The organism is Kitasatospora sp. NPDC032757 (assembly GCF_055579305.1).
Window position 1 is genome coordinate 30998 of record NZ_JBVINN010000001.1, and the last position, 22227, is coordinate 53224.

Here is a 22227-nt window from a genome sequence, read left to right on the forward strand (position 1 = left end):
TCAGGCATCGAGGCTCAGCACCATGGTCGGTCGGTCGATGACGTGGTCGTCGCGAAGCGGGCGCACCGCCGTCCCGATGGCGAAGAACTCGGTGGTGTGCGACCCCCAGGTGTGCGAGTGCTGCCGCAGCTGGACCGCCACGATCCCCTCGGCGTCGAGGGCCTTCCCCTCCGCCTGCATGCGGCTCATCGCCAGCTCGCGTGCGTCGTAGAGCGCCTGGGTGAACGGCTCGATCTCGACGTTGCGGCCCGTGGTGCTCAGCGCCTGGCCGAGGCGCTGGTGCGCCACGTGGTAGACGCACGACCCCATGACCATGTCCAGGGGTGCGTATCCGGCGCGGATCAGTGTCCAGAAATCCTGGCCGGAGAGGTCCGAGGTGAACGGCTTGCCCTTGTTGTTGAGCCAGGTCCCGCCCGCTCCCGGGTCCGCACCGTCCGCCTTCACTGCCGTGCCGACCGCGATGAACTCGGCGATGTCCGAGCCGAACTCCTTGAACTCTATGTCCAGCCGCACCCCCACGATCCCGTCCGCCCCCAGAGCGCTCGCCTCCGCCTCCATCCGGCTCATCGCCAGCTCGCGCGCGTGGTACATGGCCTGTGACAGCTTGGTCAGCTCCTGGTTCTTCGTCCACCGGCCGAGCTGGATGCCGACGTGGTAGACCGAGGAGCCGAGGACCAGGCCGAGCGGGCGGAACCCGGCCTCGCGCACCAGCAGGAACTCGTTCACCGTCAGGTCCGACGTGAAGAGCGAGCCCTTCTCCCCCGGCTGGAGCTGCGCAAGCCGCCGCATCGCGTCCTCGGGCACGCCCTCCGCAGCCGGCTGCGCGGGTACCCCGGCCGGTTCCTGCCCCGTTCGTTCGGTCATGTCAGTGCTCGCGCTCCAGTCTCATGATGGTCAGTGGCCTGGGCCCGGCGGGCCGCCCGGAGCGGCCGAACCGGGCGATGGAGGTGCCGACGAGGACCGCCTCCGCGGTGAAGTCGCCTGAGTACCCGAACGAGGGGCACTCGCTCTCGCTCACCGTCAACTCCACGTCGTCCAGCACCACACCGTCGCCGCCGTGCTTCGCCGCATCGAGGGCCAGCTGGTTCCGGGCGTCGTGGCGGACGTGGTTGATCAGCTGGGTGTAGCCGTCGACCTCCTGGTTCCCGGTGGTCCAGCGGACCCGGCGGGAGGTGCGCCAGTCGTCGTGCCGAATCGCGATGGCGATGCCGAAGGCGAGCCCGGTGGGAACCCATCCGGTGTGTATGAGCTTGGCGAAGTCCTGGCCGCTCAGGTGCGAGGTGAAGGGCAGGCGCGGCCGGATCCGCGAGCGGGCCCGGACGGCGGTGCCCAACGCGGTGAACTCCAGACCCCCCGCCGGGAACTCCTCGACCCGCAGCTCGACCCCGACGATCCCGTCGCCGCCGAGCGCGCGGCACTCGGCGACCGCGCGGGACAGCGCCAGCCTGCGCGCCGCGTACATCGTCCTCACCAACAACGAGTAGGACGACGCCCACGCCGAGGACGGCACCTTCGCACCGTCGGTGACCGACCACGAGCCGGGGCAGCCCCAGAGGCCGGTGTACCCGATGTTGAAGACGGCCGTGCCGAGTACCTGCCCGACCGGATCGAACCCGGCACCCTTGATCGCCGCGAACTCCTCGGACGACAGCGCCGAGTCCCAGGTGTTGCCGGCCCGGAGCTCTGACGTCGCGTCGGCAGTGGGTCCCGGCGGGCCGGCGTCTCGTCGGTGTGTCATCGGCTCCTGTGCCATCGACCTCTCGGCTCACCGCGCGGATCGCGGCGCCGTTCGGCAGCTTATGTCATCGGAGGGATCATCGACGTGGTGATCACGCTCTCCAACGGATCTTCCCGGCCAGGCTGTTGGGCGGGTGCGCCCTTCGAAGGCGCCGAATCCCCCGACCTGCCCGACATCCGCTGGTGGGACAGGGTGTGACGGAGCTGCGGGTCGTCCGGGGGCGGGCGGGCGGCGGTCACTCCGGAATTCCCTGGACCCTGCGGATGAGGACCGCGAACCGGTGGAAGCCGCCCTGGACGAGGACCTCGTCCCGGTAGCCGCCGGCCTCGAAATGAATGTCGTCCGGGCTGGGGCAGAGGAAGCCGAAGAGCCAGATGTGGGCTTCCTTGTCGCGTTCCTCGATGGTGCTCCAGTCACTTCCGCAGGCCGTGGCCAACGCACCCACGCAGGCGGCGATGGCGCGGTACTCGCTGCCGCCCCACTCCTTGACCATCCACTGCCGGAAGTTCGCCTTGGCCTGCTCGATGTCGCGGCTCGTTCCGTTTCCCCGGAGAACCCTGTTGACGATCAAGGCCTGTGGTTCGGGTTTCTTCGCCATGGCGTCATGATTTCGGCCCTCCGCACTCAGGGCAATGGGCCCGGCGCTGCGGTCGTCGGACCGTGCCGCGGTCGTCGGACCGGGCGGTGGTCGTCGGACCGTGCGGTCACCCACGGAGGGCGGCCGGGCTCGCCGCCCTCCGTGGCACTACGCTCTGCTGATCAAGAACCGAGAGTGGGGGCCGAGCAGGGTGACAGGTGACCGGGTGAGGCGCGGGCGGGTACGCCGGGGCTGGGTGGTCGGTGGGGCGGCGGTCGTGGTCGTGGCCACTGCGGCGGTGGTCGGCACCTTCGTGGTCGGTGCGCAGGAGCCCGCGTTGAGGCAGACGCTCTGCGGGCTGCCGCGGGCGGACGGGACCGCACTCGGCGCCATGCTGCCCGCGGGGCGGCCGGGGGTCGAGGAGCGCAATGTCTCGCCGGACGGTGCCATGGGGGGCCACCCACAGCTCTCCTGTGTGATCTCGGTGGACGGTCACGCGATGGTCCGTGTCCTGATGTCCGGCCAGGACCCGGACCGGCCGAGCGGAACCGACGCCACCGCCCCCTCCGTCGGGGGCCTGGTCGATCAGGGTGTGGTGGCCGGCCTGGGCAGTGCCTCGGTGGCGGGCTTCTGCCCCGGCACCCGCGACCTGGCGACGGTGGTCTCCGTCAGGTCCGACCCCAGCATCTGGCCGAAGGCCCCCACCGACCAGGACAACCACATACGCGCACTGGCATCGCTCGCGCAGAGCGTCCTCGCCGAGCAGCAGCACACCGTCTGCCAGTGACCGGAGCAGGCACCCGGGCGGGCCGCAGCCCACAGCCGGGCTGCGGCACCTGACCGCCAGTCCGGCCGGGACCCTCCGCCCTCGCAGGACCTGGCCCGGCCGGTCCGGGACACGCTGACCCCGACGGGAGCCGGCGGAGCGGGGGCCGGGCAGGGGCGGGGCCGGACCATCAGCCGATGCGGCGGCGCCGGCCGTAGGCGTAAGCGAGGGCCAGCACGATCGGGCCCCACAGCATCACCGGGCCGATGCACACGTGACCAGGCCGGGACGGTCTCACCCCACCCGCTGACCAGGCCGGTGCAGACCAGGGCCAGCGCCTCGGTGAGCAGGCTCAGCCCGAAGACGTAGTACGCGCCCCACCATGGGAGGGGCGGCGCCGACGGATCGACCATCCCCATCTCGAAGTCGAAGGCGAACGGCAGCCGCCACAGGCAGTGCGGCAGGACCACGAACGGAAGGAGCTTCGCGAGACGGAGCACCCACGGCTGGACCGGCCGCTCGGTTTCGCCCGAAGAGAGGTTGATCGGCATGACCTCACTGTCGCCGGGCCCCGGCCGATGCCGCGTCAGCCGGCCGCACGATCCACCTCTCCCGCCGCAGCTACCCCTCAACACCCTGGGTCGCAGGCAGCGGGGGAAGCTCGGCCGGGCGGACGGTCAGGCCGCCGGATATGACCGGGGCGAACGGGGCCGGGGCCATACAGGTACCGACCTTTCCCTCGGCCGGCCCGCCGGCGGGGTCGGTGTCCAGGTTCGCCACACCCCAGGAGAAGCCGACGCGGTCGGGGTGCCGGGGCGAGGTGCCGTCGAGGACGCTGAAGCCTCGGCGCCGACCGACCGTGTCAGCCACCTCGGGGTCGGCCCGGGTGATGACGGCGGTGAACGAGGCCGTCCGGTCCCCCGTCACCAGGCAGTCCACGGCGGCCTCCGAGATCACGGTGTGGTTCAGCGCCGCGACGTGGTGGGAGATCCGCACGGTGCCGCGCGCGTCCGTCGGCAGGCCCTGCGGCAGCCCCGGCAGCGGCCGGGTGAACGGCGCGGCCTCGACGTCGAAGGTGAAGCGGATGTCGTCGTCGGGCGAGTAGGCGTAGGCGATCCGCACCGACCCGCTCACCGCCGCCTTCGCCGTCTTCACCGCCGCGCCGGACGGCTTGGGGGCGGGCGCGGTACCGGCGGCGGAGGCGGAGGCCCCTGTGCCGCCTCCCACGGCGACCAGCAGAGCAGTGGCGGCGAGCGCCCCGAAGGCCTTCGCGCGGGCGGTGGTGAGAGTGACGGACATGGCGAACTTCCTTGTCTGCTGGGCCCGCCGGCCGACGGCCGGGGCGTCTTCCTGGTGACGGGTCCAGCCTCCCGCCCGGCCCGCTGCCCGGTCCATGTGCCGTCCGGCAGGTCTTCGGCGCCCTCCTCCGCCCCGCCCCCTGCCATTCGGCAGGGGTCGGCCCGCGGCCCACGTGTCCTGTCGGCACACCCGCGAAAACGATCGGGAACTTTTGTTACCAATGCCAGCCTTCGTTAACTATAGTTGTCGCATGACAGTGCCTGAGATCACCCCCGAAGAGCAGATCGAGCTCGACAAGGCCCTCCTCGACGCCCTCAATCCCCTCGCGTCGGCGATCCGGTCCCGGCTGACCGGCCTCCCCGAGAGCCGCATGTGGGCGGCGGACCCGGCCGAGGTGGCCCTGACCGTCCTCTCCACCTGGAAGGTGGTGGACGCGGAGGTCAAGCGACTGGCGGCGATCGCCGCGGGAACCGCCGGCTCGTACGGCGCGAGCTACGAGCAACTGGGGGCGGCCTGGGGCATCACCCGGCAGGGCGCCCGCAAGAAGTGGCCCGACGCCGTCGGCCGCCCCTCGGCCGCGACGTCAACCACCCTGGGGCTGTTCGGCGGTGAGGCCGAACTGACGCAGGAGCCGTCGTCCGGCGACTGGACGTGGACGGGCCGGGGCGCCGACGGATCGCAGGGCACGGCCGGCGACGACACCTGGTACGGGACCAAGGAGGAGGCCGCCGCCTACGCGGGCGCCTTCCTGCGGGAGCACGCCGCAGGAAGGCCGTAGACTCCCTGCCCCTCGCGCCGTCCGCAGGCCCCGGCACAGGGAAGCGGCAGGCCTGACGCGGCGCAGCGCCTGGCGGCGGGTCCGCCGGTGCGCACGGCCGGGCCGCCGTCCGGGGACCCCTCGGACGGCGGGACGTGAGAACCAATCAGAAGCGTTCAGGAATCCGCGAGTCGGATGATCCCCTCCTGGAGGAGCCGGCGCGGCAACGCGTCGGCGTTCTTCTCCGAGAGGGACCGCAGGTCCTGCGCGCGCACCGGCTTGCCGCTGAGCAGGACGCGCACGTCCTCGGCGAAGCCGGCGGGCAGCACCCGCCGCCAGGACAGGTGCTGGTGTTCCGCGTAGCTGCGCACCGCCGAGGTGAGCGCGTCCTTCCAGGTGACGGCCTCGATGCCCAGGGTGATGTGCAGGCCGGTGTCGGTGCGGCTGCTGACCGTGTGGAGGTGGCCGCGGGGCAGGTACATCGACGCCTACTCGCTGGTGGTCGGCACCGACCCGGGCAACCCTGGCGGCATCTGGAAGCCGGGCACCACCTACAAGGCGGGTGACGTCGTCGCCTGGAACGGCCTCGGCTACCGCTGCATCCAGGGCCACACCGCCCAGGTCGGCTGGGAGCCCGACATCGTCCCGGCCCTCTGGCAGCGGATCTGAGCGGACGGATCCGCTGCGGCGGAACGGGATGGGCTGGGCCGCGGTTCGTCGAGGGGGACGAGCCGCGGCGCAGCCGCGTCCGCGCGCGGGCACCGGCTGCGCCGGGGACGGGACGGCACGGGTGACCGCGCGTCAGCCCGGGTGGAAGACGATCCGGACGTTGGCGTCCACCGGGAGGATCAGCACGTTGCCCTGATCCCACGTCCAGTCGCGCGGGATCAGGAACATCCGGTTGTTCGCCTGCGCCAGCAGCCGCAGCCCCCGGTAGCGGTAGCGGAACCGCTGCCCCGCGCCGGCGTCCGGCAGCGCCCGCTCGTCCACCCCGGACCACTGGAGGTAGAGCCGCTCGGTGGTGTCCAGGACGACGGCCGGGCGCAGCGCCAGGTTGCCGGCCAGCCGCTCGGCGTCCCCCTCCCCCTTCTGGTGCGCGAAGCCGCCGGCGGCCCAGAACGAGCAGAGCACGATGAGCGCCGTGCTGATGCCGAGCGCCGCCCGCTCGCCGGTGAGCGGGTAGGGGGCGCCGGCGGTGCGGACGGCGAGCAGCCGGGCCAGCACGACCAGCAGGAGCGCGCCGCCGAGCAGCAGCGGGGTGCCCATCGGTCCCGCGTCGATCATCTCGAACCCGGCCAGGAAGCCGAGCACCACCAGCGGGACGACCAGCACCGCGACGGCTCGGCAGGCCCGGCCGACGACCCTGCGGCCGTCCGTTCCGGTCCGGACGGCACGGGTCGCCAGGTGGTACGCGAGCGCGGCCAGCAGGGCGCCGCAGAGCAGCACCCCGGCCGGGAGGTACAGCGCGGGCGAGCTGCGGAGCAGGAGGTCCTGGGTGCCGAAGCCGATCGTCGCGGCATCCAGGCCGAAGTAGTTGTAGAGCGAGTCGGTGTAGGCGAAGCCGAAGAAGAACAGCAGCGCGGTGATGAGGGTGGTCGGCCCGACCCAGGACGCGATCAGGCCGAGCCAGCTGCTCCACGAGCGGGCGACGGCCGGCTCGGGCGGCTCGGGGGCAGGCGGCTCGGGCGGCTCGGGGGCAGGCTGCTCAGGCGGCCCGGACTGCTCGGCCGTTGCGGCGGGCCCGGCGGTGGGGTCGGCGGCGGGCCCGGTGGCGGGCGGCTCCTCCTCCGCAGGGCTCAGGGCGTGCTCCCGCTGCCCGCCGACGCGTTGCCGGCACTGGTGCCCGCCGAGCTGCCCCCGTTCTCGTTGCCGCCGTTCTCACCGCCCCCGCCGTTCTGGCCACCCCCGTTCTCATTGCCTCCGCCGTTCTGGCCACCCCCGTTCTCGGTATCGTGCTGCACTGCCAGCCCGCCCGAGGCTTGAACCGACTGGCTCTTTCCGCCCGCGGTCAGAGTGAAGCAGACCTTGGACCCCGCGGAGGTGGGCTTCGGGCCGGGAAGGTTGACCGTGGCGCTTGCCGTGCCTCCCGTGAACTCCACGCTCGTCGATCCCGAGGACTTCGCGCCGCCGGCACAGTTGTTCACCTGGGTCACCTCGGCGGTGAAGGTGCTCGTCACCGAACTCGTGAGCGTCAGATTGGCCGTCGGCCAGATTCCCGTGGCGCTCGCCGACACATTGCCCGCGCCGGTGAACCCGCCCTGGTTGCCGCCCGCCGACGTCCGCTTGTCCTGGGGCTGCTGACCCGAGCCCTCCGCCGGGGGCGTGTCCGCCAGCTCGGCGGCGCCGGCCGCCGAGCTCGCCGCCCCGGGCCCGGAGCCACCGCCTCCCCCGCAGGCGGCCAGCGCCGGCAGCAGCAGAGCGGCCGCCAGCCACCGGGCCGGTCTGCCGAGGCGAGGACGGGGCGCGTTGGGCGGGGTCCCGGGCATGCGTTTCTCCCGTCGGTGGGCGAGCAGCGGTGAGGGGCCGGGTCGGCCTCGCCGAAGGCTACCGGTTCGCACACGTTGTGACTGTCCGCCGCCCGGGTGGTATCGCCCCGCCCCGCCCCCGACCGGAGCAGCGGTGCGCCCCCGGACGCGGCCTGACCGGCGACCACGCGTTGACGTACAGTCAGGTGCGCGCTGCGCCCGTCCGAGTGGTCGGTCCATTCGCCAGAGGAGACCCCCCGTGGCCACCGAAGCCCACCCCGTCCCCGTCCCGAGCCCGGCCCTGCGCCCTGTCCCGGAGTTGGCACCCGAGGCCGTCGCGCAGTGGCGGGACGAGCAGGCCGACCTGGTCGAGCTGCTGGCCCTGGCGCACCGGCAGCTGGGCGGTGTCGCCGCGTTCCGGCTCGGACCGGAGCCGACCGTCGTGGTCACCGACCCGGAGGCCGTCCAGCACGTGCTCGGCCGCCACCCCGACCGCTACGTGAAGCGCTCGCACCGGGCGCGGATGCTGGCCGGCGGGGGTGTCCTCTCCGCGACCGGCGACGCCTGGAGGCGCCAACGGCGCATGCTGCAGTCGCAGTTCACCGGCACGGGGATGCGCCGCTACGAGCAGCGGATCGCCGAGGCCGCCCGCCACGCCGCCGACCGCTGGGCCGGCTACGCCCGTACCGGGGAGCAGTTCGACGTGGGCGAGGAGATGCGGCACTTCGCGCTGGACACCATCTGGCGCGCCCTCACCGGCCGCCCGCTGGACGACCGGACCGACCGCGAACTCGCCGCCGTGGCCCGGGTGGTGGCCGCACTGCCGACGCTGCCCGCGGACGGCGGCGACGCCCGGGACGCGGTCGCCGAGGACCTGGCCCGGATCGACGCCGTCGCGCACGCCGCGATCGACGCCGCCCGCCGCGACCCGGACGGCGACGGCCTGCTGCGCGTGCTGCTCGACGCCGGCGAGGAGCGCCCCGAGTACACCGACACACTGATCCGGGACGAGCTGGTCACCCTGCTGGTGGCCGGCCACGAGACCACCGCCACCACGCTGACCTGGCTCTTCCTCCTCCTCGACCGCCACCCCGAGGCCCGCACCCGGGCGCTGGCGGCCGGCCCCGAGGGCTCGCCCGAGCGGCGGGAGGCGATCCAGGCGCTGGTCAGCGAGACGCTCCGGCTCTACCCGTCCGCCTGGATCCTCCCCCGGCACGCCACCGAGGCCGACACCCTGGCCGGCCACCGCATCGAGGCCGGCACCGACCTGCTGGTCTCCCCCTACCTCACGCACCGTGACCCGACGCTCTGGCCCGACCCCGAGCGCTTCGACCCCGCCCGCTTCACCACCCCCGGCGCCCGCCCGGCTCACCTCGGCGCCTACTACCCCTTCGGCCTCGGCGCCCGCGCCTGCCTGGGCACCCAGTTCGCCGTGCGCGAGACCACGGCCGTGCTGGAGCTCCTCCTGCCGGCATACGCACCGCGCTTCCTGAGCGTCCCCGCCGGCGCGGCCTACAGCATCACCGTCCGCCCGGACGGGCCGACCCCTGCGGTGCTGACCTGAGCAGAGCCCCGGCCGTGCCCGGGTGGGCACGGCCGGGGCGGCGTCACGGACCGGAATCAGGGGAAGGCGACCACGGTGGACGGGGTGGTGGAGGTGCCCGACGTCGCGGCGCCGGTGCCGTTGACCACGTGCTCGAACTGGCCGTTGCCGCCGAGGGAGACCACCAGCAGGTCGTGGAACCTCACCCCCGGCCGGACGGGGGCCTCGAAGCCGTGGTCCATCCGGATGGTCGGGTCCACGTTGAAGTAGCAGTAGCTGCCGAGGCCCCAGCCCTCGTGGGTGGTCACGGTGTCGTCGACCTTGTACGCGGCGAAGCCCTTGGTCGCGCCGTTCTGGACGGCGGCCTGGTTCGGCGCGTCGTACGCCTTCTCGTTCTGGAAGAAGATCGTCCGCCCGCGCTCGCCGGACCACTCGACGTCGTACTTCTTGAAGTGCTCGACGAAGAGCCCGGTGGCGAGCACGTCGTCGCCGCGGACGAGCAGGCCGTAGTCGGCCGGGTTGGTGTTCCATCCGACGCCGGCGCCGTGGTCGGCGCGCCAGATCCAGGTGTGGTCGATGATCACGTCGTCGCTGTTGACCACGACCCCGGCGGTGGCGGAGCCGGGGCCGGCGCCGCCGACGCGGATGAAGACGTCCTGGAGGGTGGTCGGGTCGGCCGCGTGGTCGGCGGCCGCGTTGTCCGGGCCGATCTGGACCAGTACCGGCGAGTTGACCGGACCGGCGTCGACCAGCAGGCCGGACAGCCGGACGCCGTCCACGTCCGCGACCTTGATCGCCGTCACCCCGTTGTCGGGCACGACGGTCGCCAGGCCGAGGCCGAGCACCACGGTGTCGGGCCGGTTGACCTCGATCGGCCGGTCGACGTGGTAGACGCCGGGGGTGAAGAGCAGGTCGAGCCCCTGGGCGAGCGCGGCGTTGATGGTCGAGGCGGTGGCACCGGGCTTGACCACGTAGAACCGGCCGAGCGGCCGTGAGGTGCCCTGCGGGGTGCCGTCCCAGGAGACGCCACGGGCGTCGGTCCGCTCGGCCGGCACGAACACCTTGTAGTCGTTGCCGTCCAGGTAGAGGAACGGCTTCTCGCGCGAGACCGGGGTGGTGTCCAGCGTGGTGTAGGGAGGGTCGGGGAAGCTCTGCGCGGGTGCCCCCTGGACGCCGGAGAACACCTGGTTCCAGACGCCGTTGGAGAAGCCGCCGACCGCGCTGTCCCGGGTGTACCACTGCTGCTGCGAGTAGTTGCCGACGGCGCCGTCGATCCGGCTGTCGGCGATGTATCCGCCGCTGGCCCAGCCGTAGCCGTTGGGCGCCAGGTTGAGGCCTCCCTTGACGTGCATCCGGCGCAGCGGCGCGGCCTGGGCGACGGCCCAGCGGTCGGTGCCGCTGGCCGGGTTGAGCGCCAGGTTCTCGGCGGAGCGCCAGAAGTTCTGGGTCGCGTTGCCGTTGAACCAGCCGGCGTCCACGGTGACGTCCCCGTTGATCAGGGTGTCGTCGGGCTTGAGGCCGAGGCCGGAGATCGAGGTGTAGAAGCCGAGTTGGGCGTTGAGGTTGTTGTAGGTGCCCGGCTTGAAGAGCATCGCGTACCGCTCGCTGCCGAACTGGTTGGACTCCTGCTTGGCGAAGACCTCGTCCACCTTGGCCTGGATGCCGGGCGTGGCGGGGTCGAAGACCAGCACGTTGGGCCCGAGGTCGCCGCCGCCCTGCACCGGCGGGACGGTGGGACCGTCGGCGGTGTTGACCTGGAACTCCCAGAGCGAGTAGCCGTAACCGGTGCCCCTGGTGAGGCCGTTCATCCGGACGTAGCGGCCGCTGCCGGCCACCGCGAGCGTCTCGGTGCCGCCCGTGCCGTTGCCGGTGGCGCACACCGTGCGCCAGGCGGCACCGTCGTCCGAGGTCTGGATCTTGTACGAACGCCCGTACGCGGCCTCCCAGTTGAGCACGACCCGGCAGAGCTGCCGGACGGAGCCGAGGTCGACCTGGAGCCACTGCGGGTCGCTGAAGGCGGAGGACCACCGGGTGCCGCCGTTGCCGTCCACCGCGTTGGCGGCGGCGGTGCCGGCGTTCTCGGTGGAGGAGGCGGTGACCGGCCGGCCATGGGCGGCGTCGGCGGTGCCGCAGTCGGCGGCGGCGCCGTCCGCGGAAGCGGCGGCGACCGGGGCGGCGAGGGCGGGCAGCGCCAGCGCGGGGCCGGCGAGCAGGGACAGGCCGAGCAGTGCGGCCGGTCCCCGGCGGGGGCGTGCTGAAGTGAGCCTCACGGGCTTCTCCTGCGGTGGGGGTGGGTGGGATGCGGGGGCGCACGCCGAGGCCCGCGCCCGGCGCAGCGCAGGCGCCGGGCGGTGGGGAACGACGGGGCGGGGCGGGTCGGGCGGGCCGGGGAACGACGGCCGGCCCCACGGAGCGCCACCGACCCGTCGTCCGAGCCGGGTCAGCGCCCCCGACCGGGAGTCTCGGGGCTGCCGATCGGGGGTGTCAACCCTTCGCGCCGACTTTCCTCACACCGTGAACTAGCTTGTGCGGCAACAAATCAGCACATCCCGCGAGGTCACACCCGGACTGCCGGCCGGACGTCGCCGCGACGCGGAAGCTCCCCGCCGGAGTCGAGGAAGTCGGTCAGCGGCAGGGTCGCGGCCCCGACGGTGACCGCCTCCGGGCCGAGGGTGCCGAGCACGATCGAGGTCTGCTCGCGCGGGAAGCGCAACGCGTACTCGGTGGCCGCGGCGCCGATCGCGGGCAGCAGCCGCGGGCCGAGCAGCAGGCCCGCCCAGCCGCCGATCACGATCCGCTCGGGGTTGAACAGGTTGATCAGGTCGGCGATGGCCGCGCCGAGGTACTCGGCGGCCTCTGCGAGCAGGGCGGCGGCCGCGGGTTCGCCCGCCTCCGCGGCCGCCAGCAGCGCGGCCAGCCCGGCCTTCTCGCCGCCGGCCGGAGCGGCGCCCCACCGTTCGACCAGTGCCTCGGCCCCGACGTACGCCTCCAGGCAGCCGCGCGCGCCGCACCGGCAGCGGCGGCCGCCGACGTGGACCTTGGTGTGGCCCCACTCCCCCGCGCTGCTGGTGGCCCCGCGGAAGCGGACCCCGTCGGCGATCACACAGGCCCCGACGCCGGAGCCGAACAGGGCGATCACCGCGTGCTGCACGCCGCGTCCGGCCCCGAACCACATCTCGGCCTGGCCGAGCGTCTTGGCGCCGTTGTCGACGAAGAGCGGCAGGCCGGTGCCGGCCCGCAGCAGCCGGCCGAGCGGGACGGCGTCCCACCCGACGGTCTGGCTGTGGACGACGATCCCGAGGCCCTCCGAGGCCGGGTCGCCCTGCTCGACGATGCCGGGCACGCCGACGCCGACGCCGAGCACGGTGGCCGGGTCGGTGCCGGTGCGCTCCAGCACCTCGGCCAGCCCGGCGAGAATCAGCTCGACGACGTGGTCGACGTCGTGGCCCTTGTCGGAGAGCGGCCGGTCGCTGGCGGCCAGTTCGGTGCGGGCCAGGTCGAACAGGGCCACCCGGACCTGCGTCTCCCCGACGTCGACCCCGACCAGGTGGGCCCGGCCGGCGGCCACCCGGAGCAGGATCCGGGGGCGGCCGCCGTCCGACTCCACCGAGCCGCACTCCTCGATCAGCCCGTCGGCGAGCAGCTCGCCCGTCACGTTGCTGATCGAGCCGGCGCTCAGCCCGGTGATCGCACCGAGCTCCTGCCGGCTGAGCGGCCCGTCGAAGTACAGCCGCCGCAGCAGCGTGGACCGGCTGCCTCTGCGCAGGTCACGCACCGTCTTCTTGCCTCGCACGGTCATGAGACCTCCCTCCTGCCCCGAATCTATCGTTGTCCGAACCCTTGACGGAAGCTTTTCTCACACGTTAAATCACGGCCTGAAGTAAGCCGTGGAGCACGGCACTTCACCCACCCCACCGCACCCACCCGAAAGGGGGGCCCGTCGTGCCGATCAGACGCGCCGCCGCGACCACCACCCTGGCCGTCACCCTGGCCCTCACCGCCACCGCCTGCGGCGGCGGCTCCGCGTCCGGCGGCGGCGACAACAGCAGCCCCGGCACGCTCACCTACTGGGCCTCCAACCAGGGCACCAGCCTGGAGAACGACCGCCAGGTGCTGGAGCCCGAACTGAAGAAGTTCGAGCAGCAGACCGGCATCAAGGTGAAGCTGGAGGTCATCCCCTGGTCCGACCTGCTCAACCGGATCCTCGCCGCCACCAGCTCCGGCCAGGGCCCCGACGTGCTGAACATCGGCAACACCTGGTCCGCCTCGCTCCAGGCCACCGGCGCCCTGCTGCCCTTCGACGCGGCCACGTTCGAGAAGATCGGCGGCAAGGAGCGCTTCCTGCCCGCCGCCCTCGGCTCGGCCGGTGCGGCGGGCAGGGACCCGGCCGCCGTTCCGCTCTACTCGATGGCCTACGGCCTGTACTGGAACAAGAAGCTCTTCGCCGAGGCCGGGATCGACAAGCCCCCGGCCACCTGGGACGACCTCGTCGCCGACGGGAAGAAGCTCACCACCGGCGGCCGCTACGGCATCGCCCTGGAGGGCGGCAACGTCTCCGAGAACGTCCACCACGCCTTCGTCCTCGCCAAGCAGCACGGCACCGACTTCTTCGACGGCTCCGGCAGGCCGGCCTTCGACAGCCCGGACGCCGTCGCCGCCGTCAGGAGTTACGTCGACCTGCTCGGCACCGAGCGGATCGCCGCCCCCGGCAACGCCGAGTACGCCAACAACCAGTCCGTCACCGACTTCGCCACCGGCAAGGCCGCCATGCTGATGTGGCAGGCCGCCGGCGCCAACCTCAAGTCCCACGGCATGAACCCCGAGGACTACGGCGTCGCCCCCGTCCCCGCCCCGGCCGGCGCCACCGGCGACCGCGCCACCACCTCGATGGTCGCCGGCATCAACCTCGCCGTCTTCAGGAACACCCGGAACACCGACGGCGCGCTCAAGTTCGTCAAGTTCCTGACCGGCGCCGAGGAGCAGACCCAGCTCAACAAGGCCTACGGCTCCATCCCCCCGGTCAAGGACGCCCAGTCCGACCCGGCCTTCGCCACCCCCGAGCTCAAGGCCCTCGCCGACGTCCTCGGCGGCAGCGCCAAGCCCCTCCCCCAGGTGGCGAACGAGAGCCAGTTCGAAACCCTCGTCGGCACCGCCGTGAAGAACCTGCTCGCCGCGGCCGCCGCCGGCAAGCCCACCACCGACGAGACGGTGAAGGCCGAACTCGCCAAGGCCCAGCAGCAGATGCCGGCCAACTGACGTGATCCGCAAGCGCCTCCTCCCCCGCCGCAGCGCTCTCCCCTACGTGCTGCTGCTCCCCGCCCTCGTCCTCGAACTGGTCGTCCACCTGGTGCCGATGGTGGTCGGCATCGTGATGAGCTTCAAGCAGCTCACCCAGTTCTTCATCCGGGACTGGTCCGCCGCCCCCTGGGCCGGACTCGCCAACTACCGCATGGCGGTGGACTTCCACGCCCCCGTCGGCCGGGCGCTGCTGCACTCGTTCTGGGTCACCTGCGCGTTCACCGCACTCGCCGTCGGCCTCGCCTGGCTGATCGGCACCACGGCCGCCGTCCTGACCCAGGACGCCTTCCGCGGCCGCGGCCTGCTGCGCGCCCTGTTCCTGCTGCCCTACGCCCTGCCGGTCTACGCGGCCGTGATCACCTGGTCGTTCATGTTCCAGCGCGACACCGGCCTGATCAACCACGTGCTCCACGACCAGCTCCACCTCGTCGACGACAAGCCGTTCTGGCTGCTCGGCGACAACAGCTTCACCGCGCTCGTCACCGTCTCGGTCTGGCGCAGCTGGCCGTTCGCCTTCCTCACCCTCACCGCGGGCCTGCAGAACATCCCGCGCGAGCTGTACGAGGCGTCCGCGCTCGACGGCGCCGGGGTCTGGCAGCAGATCCGCCGGATCACCCTGCCCTCGCTGCGGCCGGTCAACCTGGTGCTCGTCCTGGTGCTCTTCCTCTGGACGTTCAACGACTTCAACACGCCGTACGTGCTGTTCGGCAGGTCGGCCCCGGAGGCGGCGGACCTCGTCTCCGTCCACATCTACCAGTCCTCCTTCGTCACCTGGAACTTCGGCGCCGGCTCGGCGATGTCGGTGCTCCTGCTGCTCGTCACCTCCCTGTACCTGCTGCTCACCTCACGCCGGAGGGACACGGCATGATCAACCCGCCCGCCTCCTTCCGGTGGTTCCGCCGGATCTTCCTGGCCGCGCTCACCGTCTTCGCCACCGTCCCCGTCCTGGTGATGCTCAGCAGCTCGCTGAAGCCGCTGCAGGACGTGCAGGGGCCGTTCCGGTGGATTCCCAGCACCGTGACCCTCCGCCCCTATCTGGACATCTGGCGCACCGTCCCGCTCGGCCGGTACCTGGTGAACTCGCTGATCGTGGCCGGCGGGGCGACCGTCTGCTCGGTGCTGGTGGCGGTCCTGGCGGCCTACGCCGTCAGCCGCTACCGCTTCCGCGGCCGCCGGCTCTTCACCGTCACGGTGCTCTCGACCCAGATGTTCCCCGGCATCCTCTTCCTGCTGCCGCTCTTCCTGATCTTCGTCAACGTCGGCAACGCGACGGGCGTGCCGCTGTACGGCAGCCGGGGCGGCCTGATCCTCACCTACCTGACCTTCTCGCTGCCGTTCTCGGTCTGGATGCTGGTCGGCTACTTCGACTCCATCCCCCGCGACCTCGACGAGGCCGCCCTCGTCGACGGCTGCGGGCCGCTCCAGGCCCTGGTGCGGATCATCGTCCCGGCCGCGGTGCCCGGCATCGTCGCCGTCGCCGTCTACGCCTTCATGACCGCCTGGGGCGAAGTGCTCTTCGCCTCCGTCCTCACCGACGACGAGACCCGCACCCTCGCCGTCGGCCTCCAGGGCTACGCCACCCTCAACGACGTCTACTGGAACCAGGTGATGGCCGCCTCGCTCGTGGTGAGCGTGCCCGTCGTCGCCGGGTTCCTGCTGCTCCAGCGGTACCTGGTCGCCGGGCTGACCGCCGGGGCCGTCAAGTGATGAGCCGTCACATCACGCCCTCCCGTTCCGAAAGGCCTCCCGTGACCGACCTCAGCGCGCTGAGCTCCCTGCCCGACGACTTCCTCTGGGGCGCCGCCACCGCCGCCTACCAGATCGAGGGGGCCGCGGACGCCGACGGCCGCGCACCCTCCATCTGGGACACCTTCGCGCACACGCCCGGCAAGGTCGCCGGCGGCGACACCGGCGACACCGCCTGCGACCACTACCGGCGCTGGCCCGAGGACATCGCCCTGATGGGGCGACTCGGCCTCGGCGCCTACCGGTTCTCCATCGCCTGGCCCCGGGTCGTGCCGCTCGCCGACGGCCGGGTCAACCCGGCCGGCCTCGACTTCTACGACCGCCTGGTCGACGCCCTGCTCGCCGCCGGCGTCACGCCCTTCCCCACCCTCTACCACTGGGACCTCCCGCAGGCCCAGCAGGACCGCGGCGGCTGGCCCGCCCGGCAGACCGCCGAGCGCTTCGCCGAGTACACGGCCGTCGTGGCCGCCCGCCTCGGCGACCGGGTGACCGACTGGGCCACCCTCAACGAGCCGCTCTGCTCCGCGTGGATCGGCCACCTCGACGGCGCGATGGCCCCCGGCCTCACCGACCTCACCGCCGCCGTCCGCGCCTCCTACCACCTCCACCTCGCGCACGGCCTCGCCGTCCAGGTGCTCCGGGAGACCGTGGCCGGCGCGCGGATCGGCCTCGTCAACAACCTCAGCCCGGTGCAGCCCGCCACCGGCTCCGAGGCCGACCTGGCCGCCGCCGTCCGTGCCGACGGCCACATCAACCGGTGGTGGCTCGACCCCGTCCTCGGCCGCGGCTACCCCGAGGACATGCGGGAGGTCTACGGCGTCGAACTGCCGGAGCGGGACGGCGACCTGGACCTCATCGCGGCCCCGCTCGACTGGCTCGGCCTCAACTACTACTTCCGCCAGATCGTCGCCGACGACCCGGCAGGCGCGGCCCCGCACTTCCGCCAGCTCCCCGGCCCCAACCCCGAACACACCGCCATGCCCTGGGAGGTGCACGCCCCCGGCCTGGAGGACCTGCTGCTGCGCCTCACCCGGGAGTACGGCGCCCGGAGGATCTACGTCACCGAGAACGGCTCCGCCTACCACGACATCGTCGCCCCCGACGGCACCGTCCACGACCCCGAGCGGACCGCCTACCTCGAACAGCACCTGGCCGCCTGCGCCCGCGCCGTCACCCGGGGCGCCCCGCTGGCCGGGTACTTCGCGTGGTCCCTGCTGGACAACTTCGAGTGGGCGTACGGCTACGACAAGCGGTTCGGCCTCGTCCACGTCGACTACGCCACCCAGCGCCGCACGGTGAAGACCAGCGGCCGGCGCTACGCGGGACTCATCGCCGCCCACCGGGGGCGGTGAGTCCCGGCCGCCCCGGCCCCGGCCCTGCCCCGCCGGGTCCCGGGCGGCTCAGCGACCGGCGTCCCGGCCGCCCGGGGCCCGGTGGCGCAGGCCCTCCTGGGCGGCGACGTACTTGAGCATGAGCCGGGCGAACTCCAGGCGCTCCTGCTCGGTCCACCCGTCGGTGACCTGCTCGAAGGCGGCGCGCTGGTGCCGGCGGAAGCGGGCCATCAGCTCCCGGCCGGCGGGGCTGAGGTGGAGGACGGTACGACGGCCGTCCTGCTGGGAGGCGGCGCGGATCAGGTAGCCGGCGGTGATGGAGTCGGTCACCATGCGGCTGGCCACCGACGGGTCGACGCCGAGGTGCTCGGCCACCCCGCCGACGGTGACCTCACGGGCCTCGTCCTGCTCGGCCTCCAGGACGATGTTCAGCACCAGGGTGCGGCTGAGGTCCTTCTGGGAGATCGGGTTCTCGACCTCCAGGAGGGAGGAGCGCCGCAGCTTCCCGAACGCGGGGCCGACGGCGTCGAGCAGTTCGTCGGCCGTCTTCGGTTCCTGCTTCGTCATGCCCCCCATCGTATCCGGATGGATGACCCGTCGAAGACATGTGTTGACATGAAATTGCATGCATGTCAGCATGCATATGTCTACAGCACTGAACGAACGAACCGAGTGGAGCCCCCCATGACCGTCCTCATCACCGGCGCCCGCGGCAAGGTCGGCCAGGCCGTCCTCGACCGCCTGCACGCCGCCGGCCACACCGTCCGCGCCGCCAGCGCCAACCCCGCCGACCTGACCGTCCCGGCCGGCGTCGAGGTCGCCGAACTCGCCCTCGACCGGCCCGACACCTTCGCCTCCGCCCTGCGCGGCGTCCGCCGGGTCTTCCTCTATCCGCAGCCCGCCGGCATCCACGAGCTGATCGAGGCCGCCGAGGCCGCCGGCGTCGAGCACGTCGTGCTGCTCTCCTCGTCCTCCGTCCTCGGCCCCGACGCCGAGAACGACCCGCTGGCGAGCCACAGCCTCGAGGTCGAGCGCGCCCTCGCCGGCTCCGGCCTCACCTGCACCTTCCTCCGCCCGGACGCCTTCGCCAGCAACTCCCTCGGCTGGGCCTGGTTCATCGGCAACGCGATGCCCGTCCAGCTCGCCTACCCCGACGCGCACATCGCGCCCATCCACCCCGAGGACATCGCCGACATCGCCGTCGCCGCCCTGACCGGCGCCTCCCCCACCGGCGGCTCCCTGGCCGGCGCCCCCCTCACCGGCCGCGCCGTCACCCTCACCGGCGCCGAGTCGCTCACCTTCCGTGAGCAGCTCGCCGTCCTCGCCGACACCCTCGGCCGCGAGATCCCGGTCGAGCGGATCACCCGCGCCGAGGCGGAGCAGCAGATGGGCCGCCACATGCCCGCGCCGATGGTCTCCTCGCTGCTCGACCTCTGGCAGGCCGCCGACCACGGGCCCGCCACCATCGCCGACACCACCGAGACCCTCCTCGGCCGCCCCGCCCGCACCTACCGCCAGTGGGCGCGCGAGAACGCCGCGGCCTTCACCGCCGCGCACTGAACCGACCCGCCCCGGCCCGTCAGGAGCAAGCACATGAAGCCCATCGGCTACTGGCTCAACCGCACCGACCAGGCCCTCACCGGCCACATGAACGCCATGCTGGCCGAGTTCGGCCTCACCCGGCTCGCCTGGCAGGTCCTCAACGTCGTCGAGGACGACCCGCAGGCCACCGACGCCGACGTCCTCACCGTGCTCGCCGCCAACGCCGGCGCCGACGCCCTGACCGCCGCCGTCGAGCAGGTCCTCGCCGACGGCTGGGCGGCCCGCCCGGAACCGGCCCGGCTCGCCCTGACCGCCGACGGCCGCGCCCGCCTCACCGAGGTCGCCGCACGCGTCGACGCCTTCCGCACCCGCTCGACGGCCGGCATCTCCCCGGAGGAGTACCGCACCGCCGTCACCGTCCTGGAGCGGATGACCCACAACCTGGAGACCGGGGCGCAGCGGTAGGGCGGCCGGCGGTGCGGGGTTGTGTGGCGCTGTACGGCGCTCCGGCCCTACGGTGCGTCCGCCGGGTCGGCGGCGCTCACCGGGACGTCGGGGTGGCGGAACCAGGAGCCCTGGACTGCCCACTGGACGAGCATCAGGACGGCGCCCAGCACCAGGGCACCGATGCCGATCACGGTCACGCCGCCGGTGTTCCCGATCAGCGGCAGATCGATCGAGGTCGCGCCGTAGTCAGGGTCCGCGTAGACGTCGAAGGCCCCGTAGCAGAAGAAGTAGAGCAGCATCACGCCGCCGAGGAACGGGAAGATCCCCTTGAGGACGAAGTCCTTGACGCTCCTGGTCAGGACCCGCCGGTAGTACCAGACGCAGGCGAACCCGGTCAGGCCGTAGTAGAAGGCGATGCCGAGCCCCACCGAGGCGATGGAGTCGGCCAGCACGTTGCCGCTGATCGCGGTCAGCAGGACGTAGAAGGCGATCGACGCCAGGCCCATGCCCACGGTCGACCAGGTCGGGGTGAGGTGGCGGGGGTGCACGCGGCCGAACTGCTCCGGGATGGCCTTGTGCGTGGCCATCGAGAACGTGGTGCGGGCCGTGGGCAGGATGGTGGTCTGGGTGGAGGCGGCGGCGGAGGTCAGCACCATGAAGATCAGCAGCTTGCTGAGGAACCCGCCGAACCCCGCCGTCCCGAAGACCGCATCACCGAGGCCGGACAGCACGTCGCCGGAGTTTTCCTCGTTGCCCAGCCCGATGCCCTCCGTGCCGACGCCGGCGAACGCCAGCGCCGAGGTGGACACCAGGGTGTAGATGAGCAGGAGCAGCACCGTGGAGATGACCGCCGCACGCCCGGGCGTGCGCTTCGCGTCGGCGGTCTCCTCGTTCACCGAGACGGCCGTGTCCCAGCCCCAGTAGATGAACACCGCGGCGAGCATGCCGGCGGTGAAGGCACCGGTCGAGGCCACGTTGAACGGGTTGAACCAGGAGGCGCTGACATGGGTCGCCGTGGCGGGCGCACTACTGCCGTAGGACTTGACGAGGGCGGTGATCGACAGCACGACCAGCATCACCACCTCCACGGAGAGCAGCCAGCGCTGCAGGGCCGCGGAGAGCTCGATGCCCACGTAGCAGATCGCCGTCATCACGATGATCCAGACGACGCCCGCGATCGAGGTCCACAGGGTGCTGTCGGCCAGCGAGTCGAGGCCGACCAACCGGAACCCGTAGACGCCGGCGATCTGGGCCAGGTTGGCCATGACGATGATGTCGGCGATGACGATGCCCCAGCCGCCCATCCACCCGGTCCGCGGCCCGAAGGCCCGGGCGGCCCAGGTGAAGGTGGTGCCGCAGTCCGGGTCGGAGGCGTTGAGCTCCTTGTAGGCATAGGCGATCAGCAGCATCGGGACGAACGCCAGGATGGTGATGATCGGGGCCTGGAGCCCCACGCCGACCACGATGATGCCGAGCGTCGCGGCAAGGCTGTAGGCGGGGGCTGTCGAGGCCAGGCCGATGGCCACCGAGGAGACGAGACCGAGCGCACCGGTCTTGAGCCCCTTCTCGCCCGCGCCCGAGCCGGTCGCACCAGGCGCGACCGGCGGGGCCGGGCTGTTGGAGGAGTGCGCCACCGATCCCACCTCCTCCCCCTGACGCAACCCGGGGAGCCGGATGCAGTCATGGGGCCGAGACGATTCCCGATGCAACCGACGATACTGCCGGCGACGCCCACGGGCTCGCCCAGCACACTGCGCGAGCCGGCGCGGCAACCCGTAGTCGCACCGCCCGGCCCCGGACGGTGACGGCCGGCGGCCGCCCCACGCCGACGGTTCGGCGGCCCCGGAGCCGATCGAGGCCGTCCACCGGACCGGCTGCCGGCTGCGCGGGCCCGGTTGGCGAGCCCGCCCCACGCCGCCCCGCAGTACGCGGCGCGCCGTTCCGGATCCGGTCGCCGGGGCCGCCGATACTCCGAGTCACACGAACGAAAGGATCCCCATGGAGTTCCTGGTCGACATGGTGACCACCGTCCCCGACGGCACATCGGAGGAGGCGGTGACGGACATCCGGGCCCGGGAGGCCGCCAGGGCAGGCGAACTGGCCGACCAGGGCAGTCTGTTGCGGCTCTGGCGGCCTCCCCTGGCACCCGGCGAGTGGCGCTCGTGGGGGCTGTTCAGCGCACCCGACGCGGAGCGGCTGGAGCAGGTACTCGCGTCGATGCCGCTGCGGGTGTGGCGGCACGACACCGTCACCCCGTTGGCGCCGCACCCGAGCGACCCCCGGCGCGAGAGGGACCCGATGAGCGACGAAGCCGTCCTGCGCGAGGTACTGGACGCCTGGAAAGCCGCCGTCGACGCGCACGAGCCCGAGCAGGTCGCGGCCTGTTTCAGCGAGGACGCGATCTTCCAGGGCCTGCACCCGTACAGCGTCGGACGGCCGGGCATCGCCGAGTACTACGACTCCCAGCCCCTCGGGATGACGGCCGCCTACCGCATCCTGGAAACCCGCCGGCTCGCCCCCGACCTCCTCCTCGGGTACCTGAGCGTCGACTTCGCCTTCACCGACCGCCCCACTCTCACCGTCCATCTCAGCACCCTGCTACGCCGCTCCACCGACGGCTGGTCCATCGCCCACTACCAGGTGTCGCACATTCCGTGACCGCCGCCGTCACAATCCATCGCCGCGATCCGTCGGACCGGTGACAGCAACGTGAAACCC

The 22227-nt window shown here is 72.6% G+C and carries 22 protein-coding genes and 1 pseudogene; 13 read left to right on the forward strand and 10 right to left on the reverse strand.

The features are described from left to right. From ACZ5WK_RS00190 to ACZ5WK_RS00200, 3 genes are all read right to left on the reverse strand, one after another. A complete protein-coding gene (locus ACZ5WK_RS00190) occupies positions 1–864 on the reverse strand; it encodes a heavy metal-binding domain-containing protein (protein ID WP_465543374.1) in 864 nt (287 codons plus the stop codon). 1 nt (position 865) lies between these two features. After that, entirely contained in the window at positions 866–1738 is an 873-nt protein-coding gene (locus ACZ5WK_RS00195) for a heavy metal-binding domain-containing protein (RefSeq protein WP_465543376.1), read from the reverse strand. Positions 1739–1973: 235 nt separating this feature from the next. Continuing rightward, the gene (locus tag ACZ5WK_RS00200; protein WP_465543378.1) at positions 1974–2336 is read right to left on the reverse strand and encodes a hypothetical protein; all 363 of its coding nucleotides are present in this window, start codon (positions 2334–2336) and stop codon (positions 1974–1976) included. A gap of 205 nt (positions 2337–2541) precedes the next feature. Between ACZ5WK_RS00200 and ACZ5WK_RS00205 the strand changes: the two genes are divergently transcribed. Then, on the forward strand, positions 2542–3102 hold the full coding sequence (locus tag ACZ5WK_RS00205) for a hypothetical protein (protein ID WP_465543380.1): 561 nt from the start codon (positions 2542–2544) through the stop codon (positions 3100–3102). Positions 3103–3702: 600 nt separating this feature from the next. Here the strand turns inward: ACZ5WK_RS00205 and ACZ5WK_RS00210 are convergent. Beyond that, complete coding sequence (locus ACZ5WK_RS00210) at positions 3703–4380, reverse strand: hypothetical protein (RefSeq protein ID WP_465543382.1); 678 nt, start codon at positions 4378–4380, stop codon at positions 3703–3705. Positions 4381–4630: 250 nt separating this feature from the next. Between ACZ5WK_RS00210 and ACZ5WK_RS00215 the strand changes: the two genes are divergently transcribed. Further along, positions 4631–5158 carry a hypothetical protein gene (locus ACZ5WK_RS00215; RefSeq protein ID WP_465543383.1) on the forward strand — a complete coding sequence of 176 codons (528 nt, stop codon included), beginning with the start codon at positions 4631–4633 and terminating at the stop codon, positions 5156–5158. A gap of 155 nt (positions 5159–5313) precedes the next feature. Here the strand turns inward: ACZ5WK_RS00215 and ACZ5WK_RS00220 are convergent, their stop codons facing one another. Continuing rightward, positions 5314–5619: a hypothetical protein gene (locus ACZ5WK_RS00220; RefSeq protein WP_465543385.1), complete on the reverse strand. Its 306-nt coding sequence runs from the start codon at positions 5617–5619 to the stop codon at positions 5314–5316. On the opposite strand from ACZ5WK_RS00220, the gene ACZ5WK_RS00225 reads away from it, so the two are divergent. After that, positions 5591–5806, forward strand: coding sequence for a carbohydrate-binding protein (locus ACZ5WK_RS00225; RefSeq protein WP_465543387.1), 216 nt, complete (start codon positions 5591–5593; stop codon positions 5804–5806). The genes ACZ5WK_RS00220 and ACZ5WK_RS00225 overlap by 29 nt on opposite strands. A gap of 132 nt (positions 5807–5938) precedes the next feature. Here the strand turns inward: ACZ5WK_RS00225 and ACZ5WK_RS00230 are convergent, their stop codons facing one another. Further along, a complete protein-coding gene (locus ACZ5WK_RS00230) occupies positions 5939–6583 on the reverse strand; it encodes a hypothetical protein (protein WP_465543389.1) in 645 nt (214 codons plus the stop codon). Between the two features lie 642 nt (positions 6584–7225). Here ACZ5WK_RS00230 and ACZ5WK_RS00235 point away from each other — a divergent pair. Both ACZ5WK_RS00235 and ACZ5WK_RS00240 read left to right on the forward strand, forming a co-directional pair. After that, positions 7226–7438, forward strand: coding sequence for a hypothetical protein (locus ACZ5WK_RS00235; protein ID WP_465543391.1), 213 nt, complete (start codon positions 7226–7228; stop codon positions 7436–7438). Between the two features lie 423 nt (positions 7439–7861). After that, positions 7862–9166, forward strand: a complete 1305-nt coding sequence (locus ACZ5WK_RS00240) for a cytochrome P450 (RefSeq protein ID WP_465543393.1) — start codon at positions 7862–7864, stop codon at positions 9164–9166. A gap of 56 nt (positions 9167–9222) precedes the next feature. Here ACZ5WK_RS00240 and ACZ5WK_RS00245 read toward each other — a convergent pair whose 3' ends face one another. Next, positions 9223–11415 (reverse strand): discoidin domain-containing protein, encoded by a 2193-nt coding sequence (locus tag ACZ5WK_RS00245; protein ID WP_465543395.1) that lies wholly within the window; start codon positions 11413–11415, stop codon positions 9223–9225. Between the two features lie 287 nt (positions 11416–11702). Beyond that, positions 11703–12944, reverse strand: a complete 1242-nt coding sequence (locus ACZ5WK_RS00250) for an ROK family transcriptional regulator (protein WP_465543396.1) — start codon at positions 12942–12944, stop codon at positions 11703–11705. Between the two features lie 143 nt (positions 12945–13087). On the opposite strand from ACZ5WK_RS00250, the gene ACZ5WK_RS00255 reads away from it, so the two are divergent. The 4 genes from ACZ5WK_RS00255 to ACZ5WK_RS00270 are packed head-to-tail and all read left to right on the forward strand — an operon-like array spanning position 13088 to position 17541. Next, entirely contained in the window at positions 13088–14401 is a 1314-nt protein-coding gene (locus ACZ5WK_RS00255) for an ABC transporter substrate-binding protein (RefSeq protein ID WP_465543398.1), read from the forward strand. A gap of 1 nt (position 14402) precedes the next feature. Next, on the forward strand, positions 14403–15311 hold the full coding sequence (locus tag ACZ5WK_RS00260; RefSeq protein ID WP_465543400.1) for a carbohydrate ABC transporter permease: 909 nt from the start codon (positions 14403–14405) through the stop codon (positions 15309–15311). After that, positions 15308–16150, forward strand: a complete 843-nt coding sequence (locus ACZ5WK_RS00265; RefSeq protein ID WP_465543402.1) for a carbohydrate ABC transporter permease — start codon at positions 15308–15310, stop codon at positions 16148–16150. The genes ACZ5WK_RS00260 and ACZ5WK_RS00265 overlap by 4 nt, the downstream gene beginning before the upstream one ends. Then, the gene (locus ACZ5WK_RS00270; RefSeq protein ID WP_465543404.1) at positions 16150–17541 is read left to right on the forward strand and encodes a GH1 family beta-glucosidase; all 1392 of its coding nucleotides are present in this window, start codon (positions 16150–16152) and stop codon (positions 17539–17541) included. The genes ACZ5WK_RS00265 and ACZ5WK_RS00270 overlap by 1 nt, the downstream gene beginning before the upstream one ends. A 48-nt stretch (positions 17542–17589) precedes the next feature. Here ACZ5WK_RS00270 and ACZ5WK_RS00275 read toward each other — a convergent pair whose 3' ends face one another. After that, positions 17590–18087, reverse strand: coding sequence for a MarR family winged helix-turn-helix transcriptional regulator (locus ACZ5WK_RS00275; protein ID WP_465543406.1), 498 nt, complete (start codon positions 18085–18087; stop codon positions 17590–17592). A gap of 117 nt (positions 18088–18204) precedes the next feature. On the opposite strand from ACZ5WK_RS00275, the gene ACZ5WK_RS00280 reads away from it, so the two are divergent. Both ACZ5WK_RS00280 and ACZ5WK_RS00285 read left to right on the forward strand, forming a co-directional pair. Further along, positions 18205–19080, forward strand: a complete 876-nt coding sequence (locus tag ACZ5WK_RS00280) for an NAD(P)H-binding protein (RefSeq protein ID WP_465543408.1) — start codon at positions 18205–18207, stop codon at positions 19078–19080. 33 nt (positions 19081–19113) lie between these two features. Next, positions 19114–19527: a MarR family winged helix-turn-helix transcriptional regulator gene (locus ACZ5WK_RS00285; RefSeq protein ID WP_465543410.1), complete on the forward strand. Its 414-nt coding sequence runs from the start codon at positions 19114–19116 to the stop codon at positions 19525–19527. Between the two features lie 47 nt (positions 19528–19574). On the opposite strand, the gene ACZ5WK_RS00290 is transcribed toward ACZ5WK_RS00285, so the two are convergent. Beyond that, positions 19575–21143 carry an APC family permease gene (locus ACZ5WK_RS00290; RefSeq protein WP_396321059.1) on the reverse strand — a complete coding sequence of 523 codons (1569 nt, stop codon included), beginning with the start codon at positions 21141–21143 and terminating at the stop codon, positions 19575–19577. A 364-nt stretch (positions 21144–21507) separates the two neighbouring features. Here ACZ5WK_RS00290 and ACZ5WK_RS00295 point away from each other — a divergent pair. Both ACZ5WK_RS00295 and ACZ5WK_RS00300 read left to right on the forward strand, forming a co-directional pair. Beyond that, positions 21508–21774, forward strand: a pseudogene (locus tag ACZ5WK_RS00295) (muconolactone Delta-isomerase family protein); the annotation flags it as partial. Positions 21775–21807: 33 nt separating this feature from the next. Next, a complete protein-coding gene (locus ACZ5WK_RS00300; protein ID WP_465544321.1) occupies positions 21808–22167 on the forward strand; it encodes an SgcJ/EcaC family oxidoreductase in 360 nt (119 codons plus the stop codon). The last annotated feature ends 60 nt before the right edge of the window (positions 22168–22227 follow it).

Coding starts and splice junctions, on each gene's coding strand:
- ACZ5WK_RS00190 (WP_465543374.1), bottom strand. CDS start 864: ATGACCGAACGAACGGGGCAGGAACCGGCCGGGGTACCCGCGCAGCCG.
- ACZ5WK_RS00195 (WP_465543376.1), bottom strand. CDS start 1,738: ATGACACACCGACGAGACGCCGGCCCGCCGGGACCCACTGCCGACGCG.
- ACZ5WK_RS00200 (WP_465543378.1), bottom strand. CDS start 2,336: ATGGCGAAGAAACCCGAACCACAGGCCTTGATCGTCAACAGGGTTCTC.
- ACZ5WK_RS00210 (WP_465543382.1), bottom strand. CDS start 4,380: ATGTCCGTCACTCTCACCACCGCCCGCGCGAAGGCCTTCGGGGCGCTC.
- ACZ5WK_RS00215 (WP_465543383.1), top strand. CDS start 4,631: ATGACAGTGCCTGAGATCACCCCCGAAGAGCAGATCGAGCTCGACAAG.
- ACZ5WK_RS00220 (WP_465543385.1), bottom strand. CDS start 5,619: ATGTACCTGCCCCGCGGCCACCTCCACACGGTCAGCAGCCGCACCGAC.
- ACZ5WK_RS00250 (WP_465543396.1), bottom strand. CDS start 12,944: ATGACCGTGCGAGGCAAGAAGACGGTGCGTGACCTGCGCAGAGGCAGC.
- ACZ5WK_RS00265 (WP_465543402.1), top strand. CDS start 15,308: ATGATCAACCCGCCCGCCTCCTTCCGGTGGTTCCGCCGGATCTTCCTG.
- ACZ5WK_RS00270 (WP_465543404.1), top strand. CDS start 16,150: ATGAGCCGTCACATCACGCCCTCCCGTTCCGAAAGGCCTCCCGTGACC.
- ACZ5WK_RS00275 (WP_465543406.1), bottom strand. CDS start 18,087: ATGACGAAGCAGGAACCGAAGACGGCCGACGAACTGCTCGACGCCGTC.
- ACZ5WK_RS00280 (WP_465543408.1), top strand. CDS start 18,205: ATGACCGTCCTCATCACCGGCGCCCGCGGCAAGGTCGGCCAGGCCGTC.
- ACZ5WK_RS00285 (WP_465543410.1), top strand. CDS start 19,114: ATGAAGCCCATCGGCTACTGGCTCAACCGCACCGACCAGGCCCTCACC.
- ACZ5WK_RS00300 (WP_465544321.1), top strand. CDS start 21,808: ATGAGCGACGAAGCCGTCCTGCGCGAGGTACTGGACGCCTGGAAAGCC.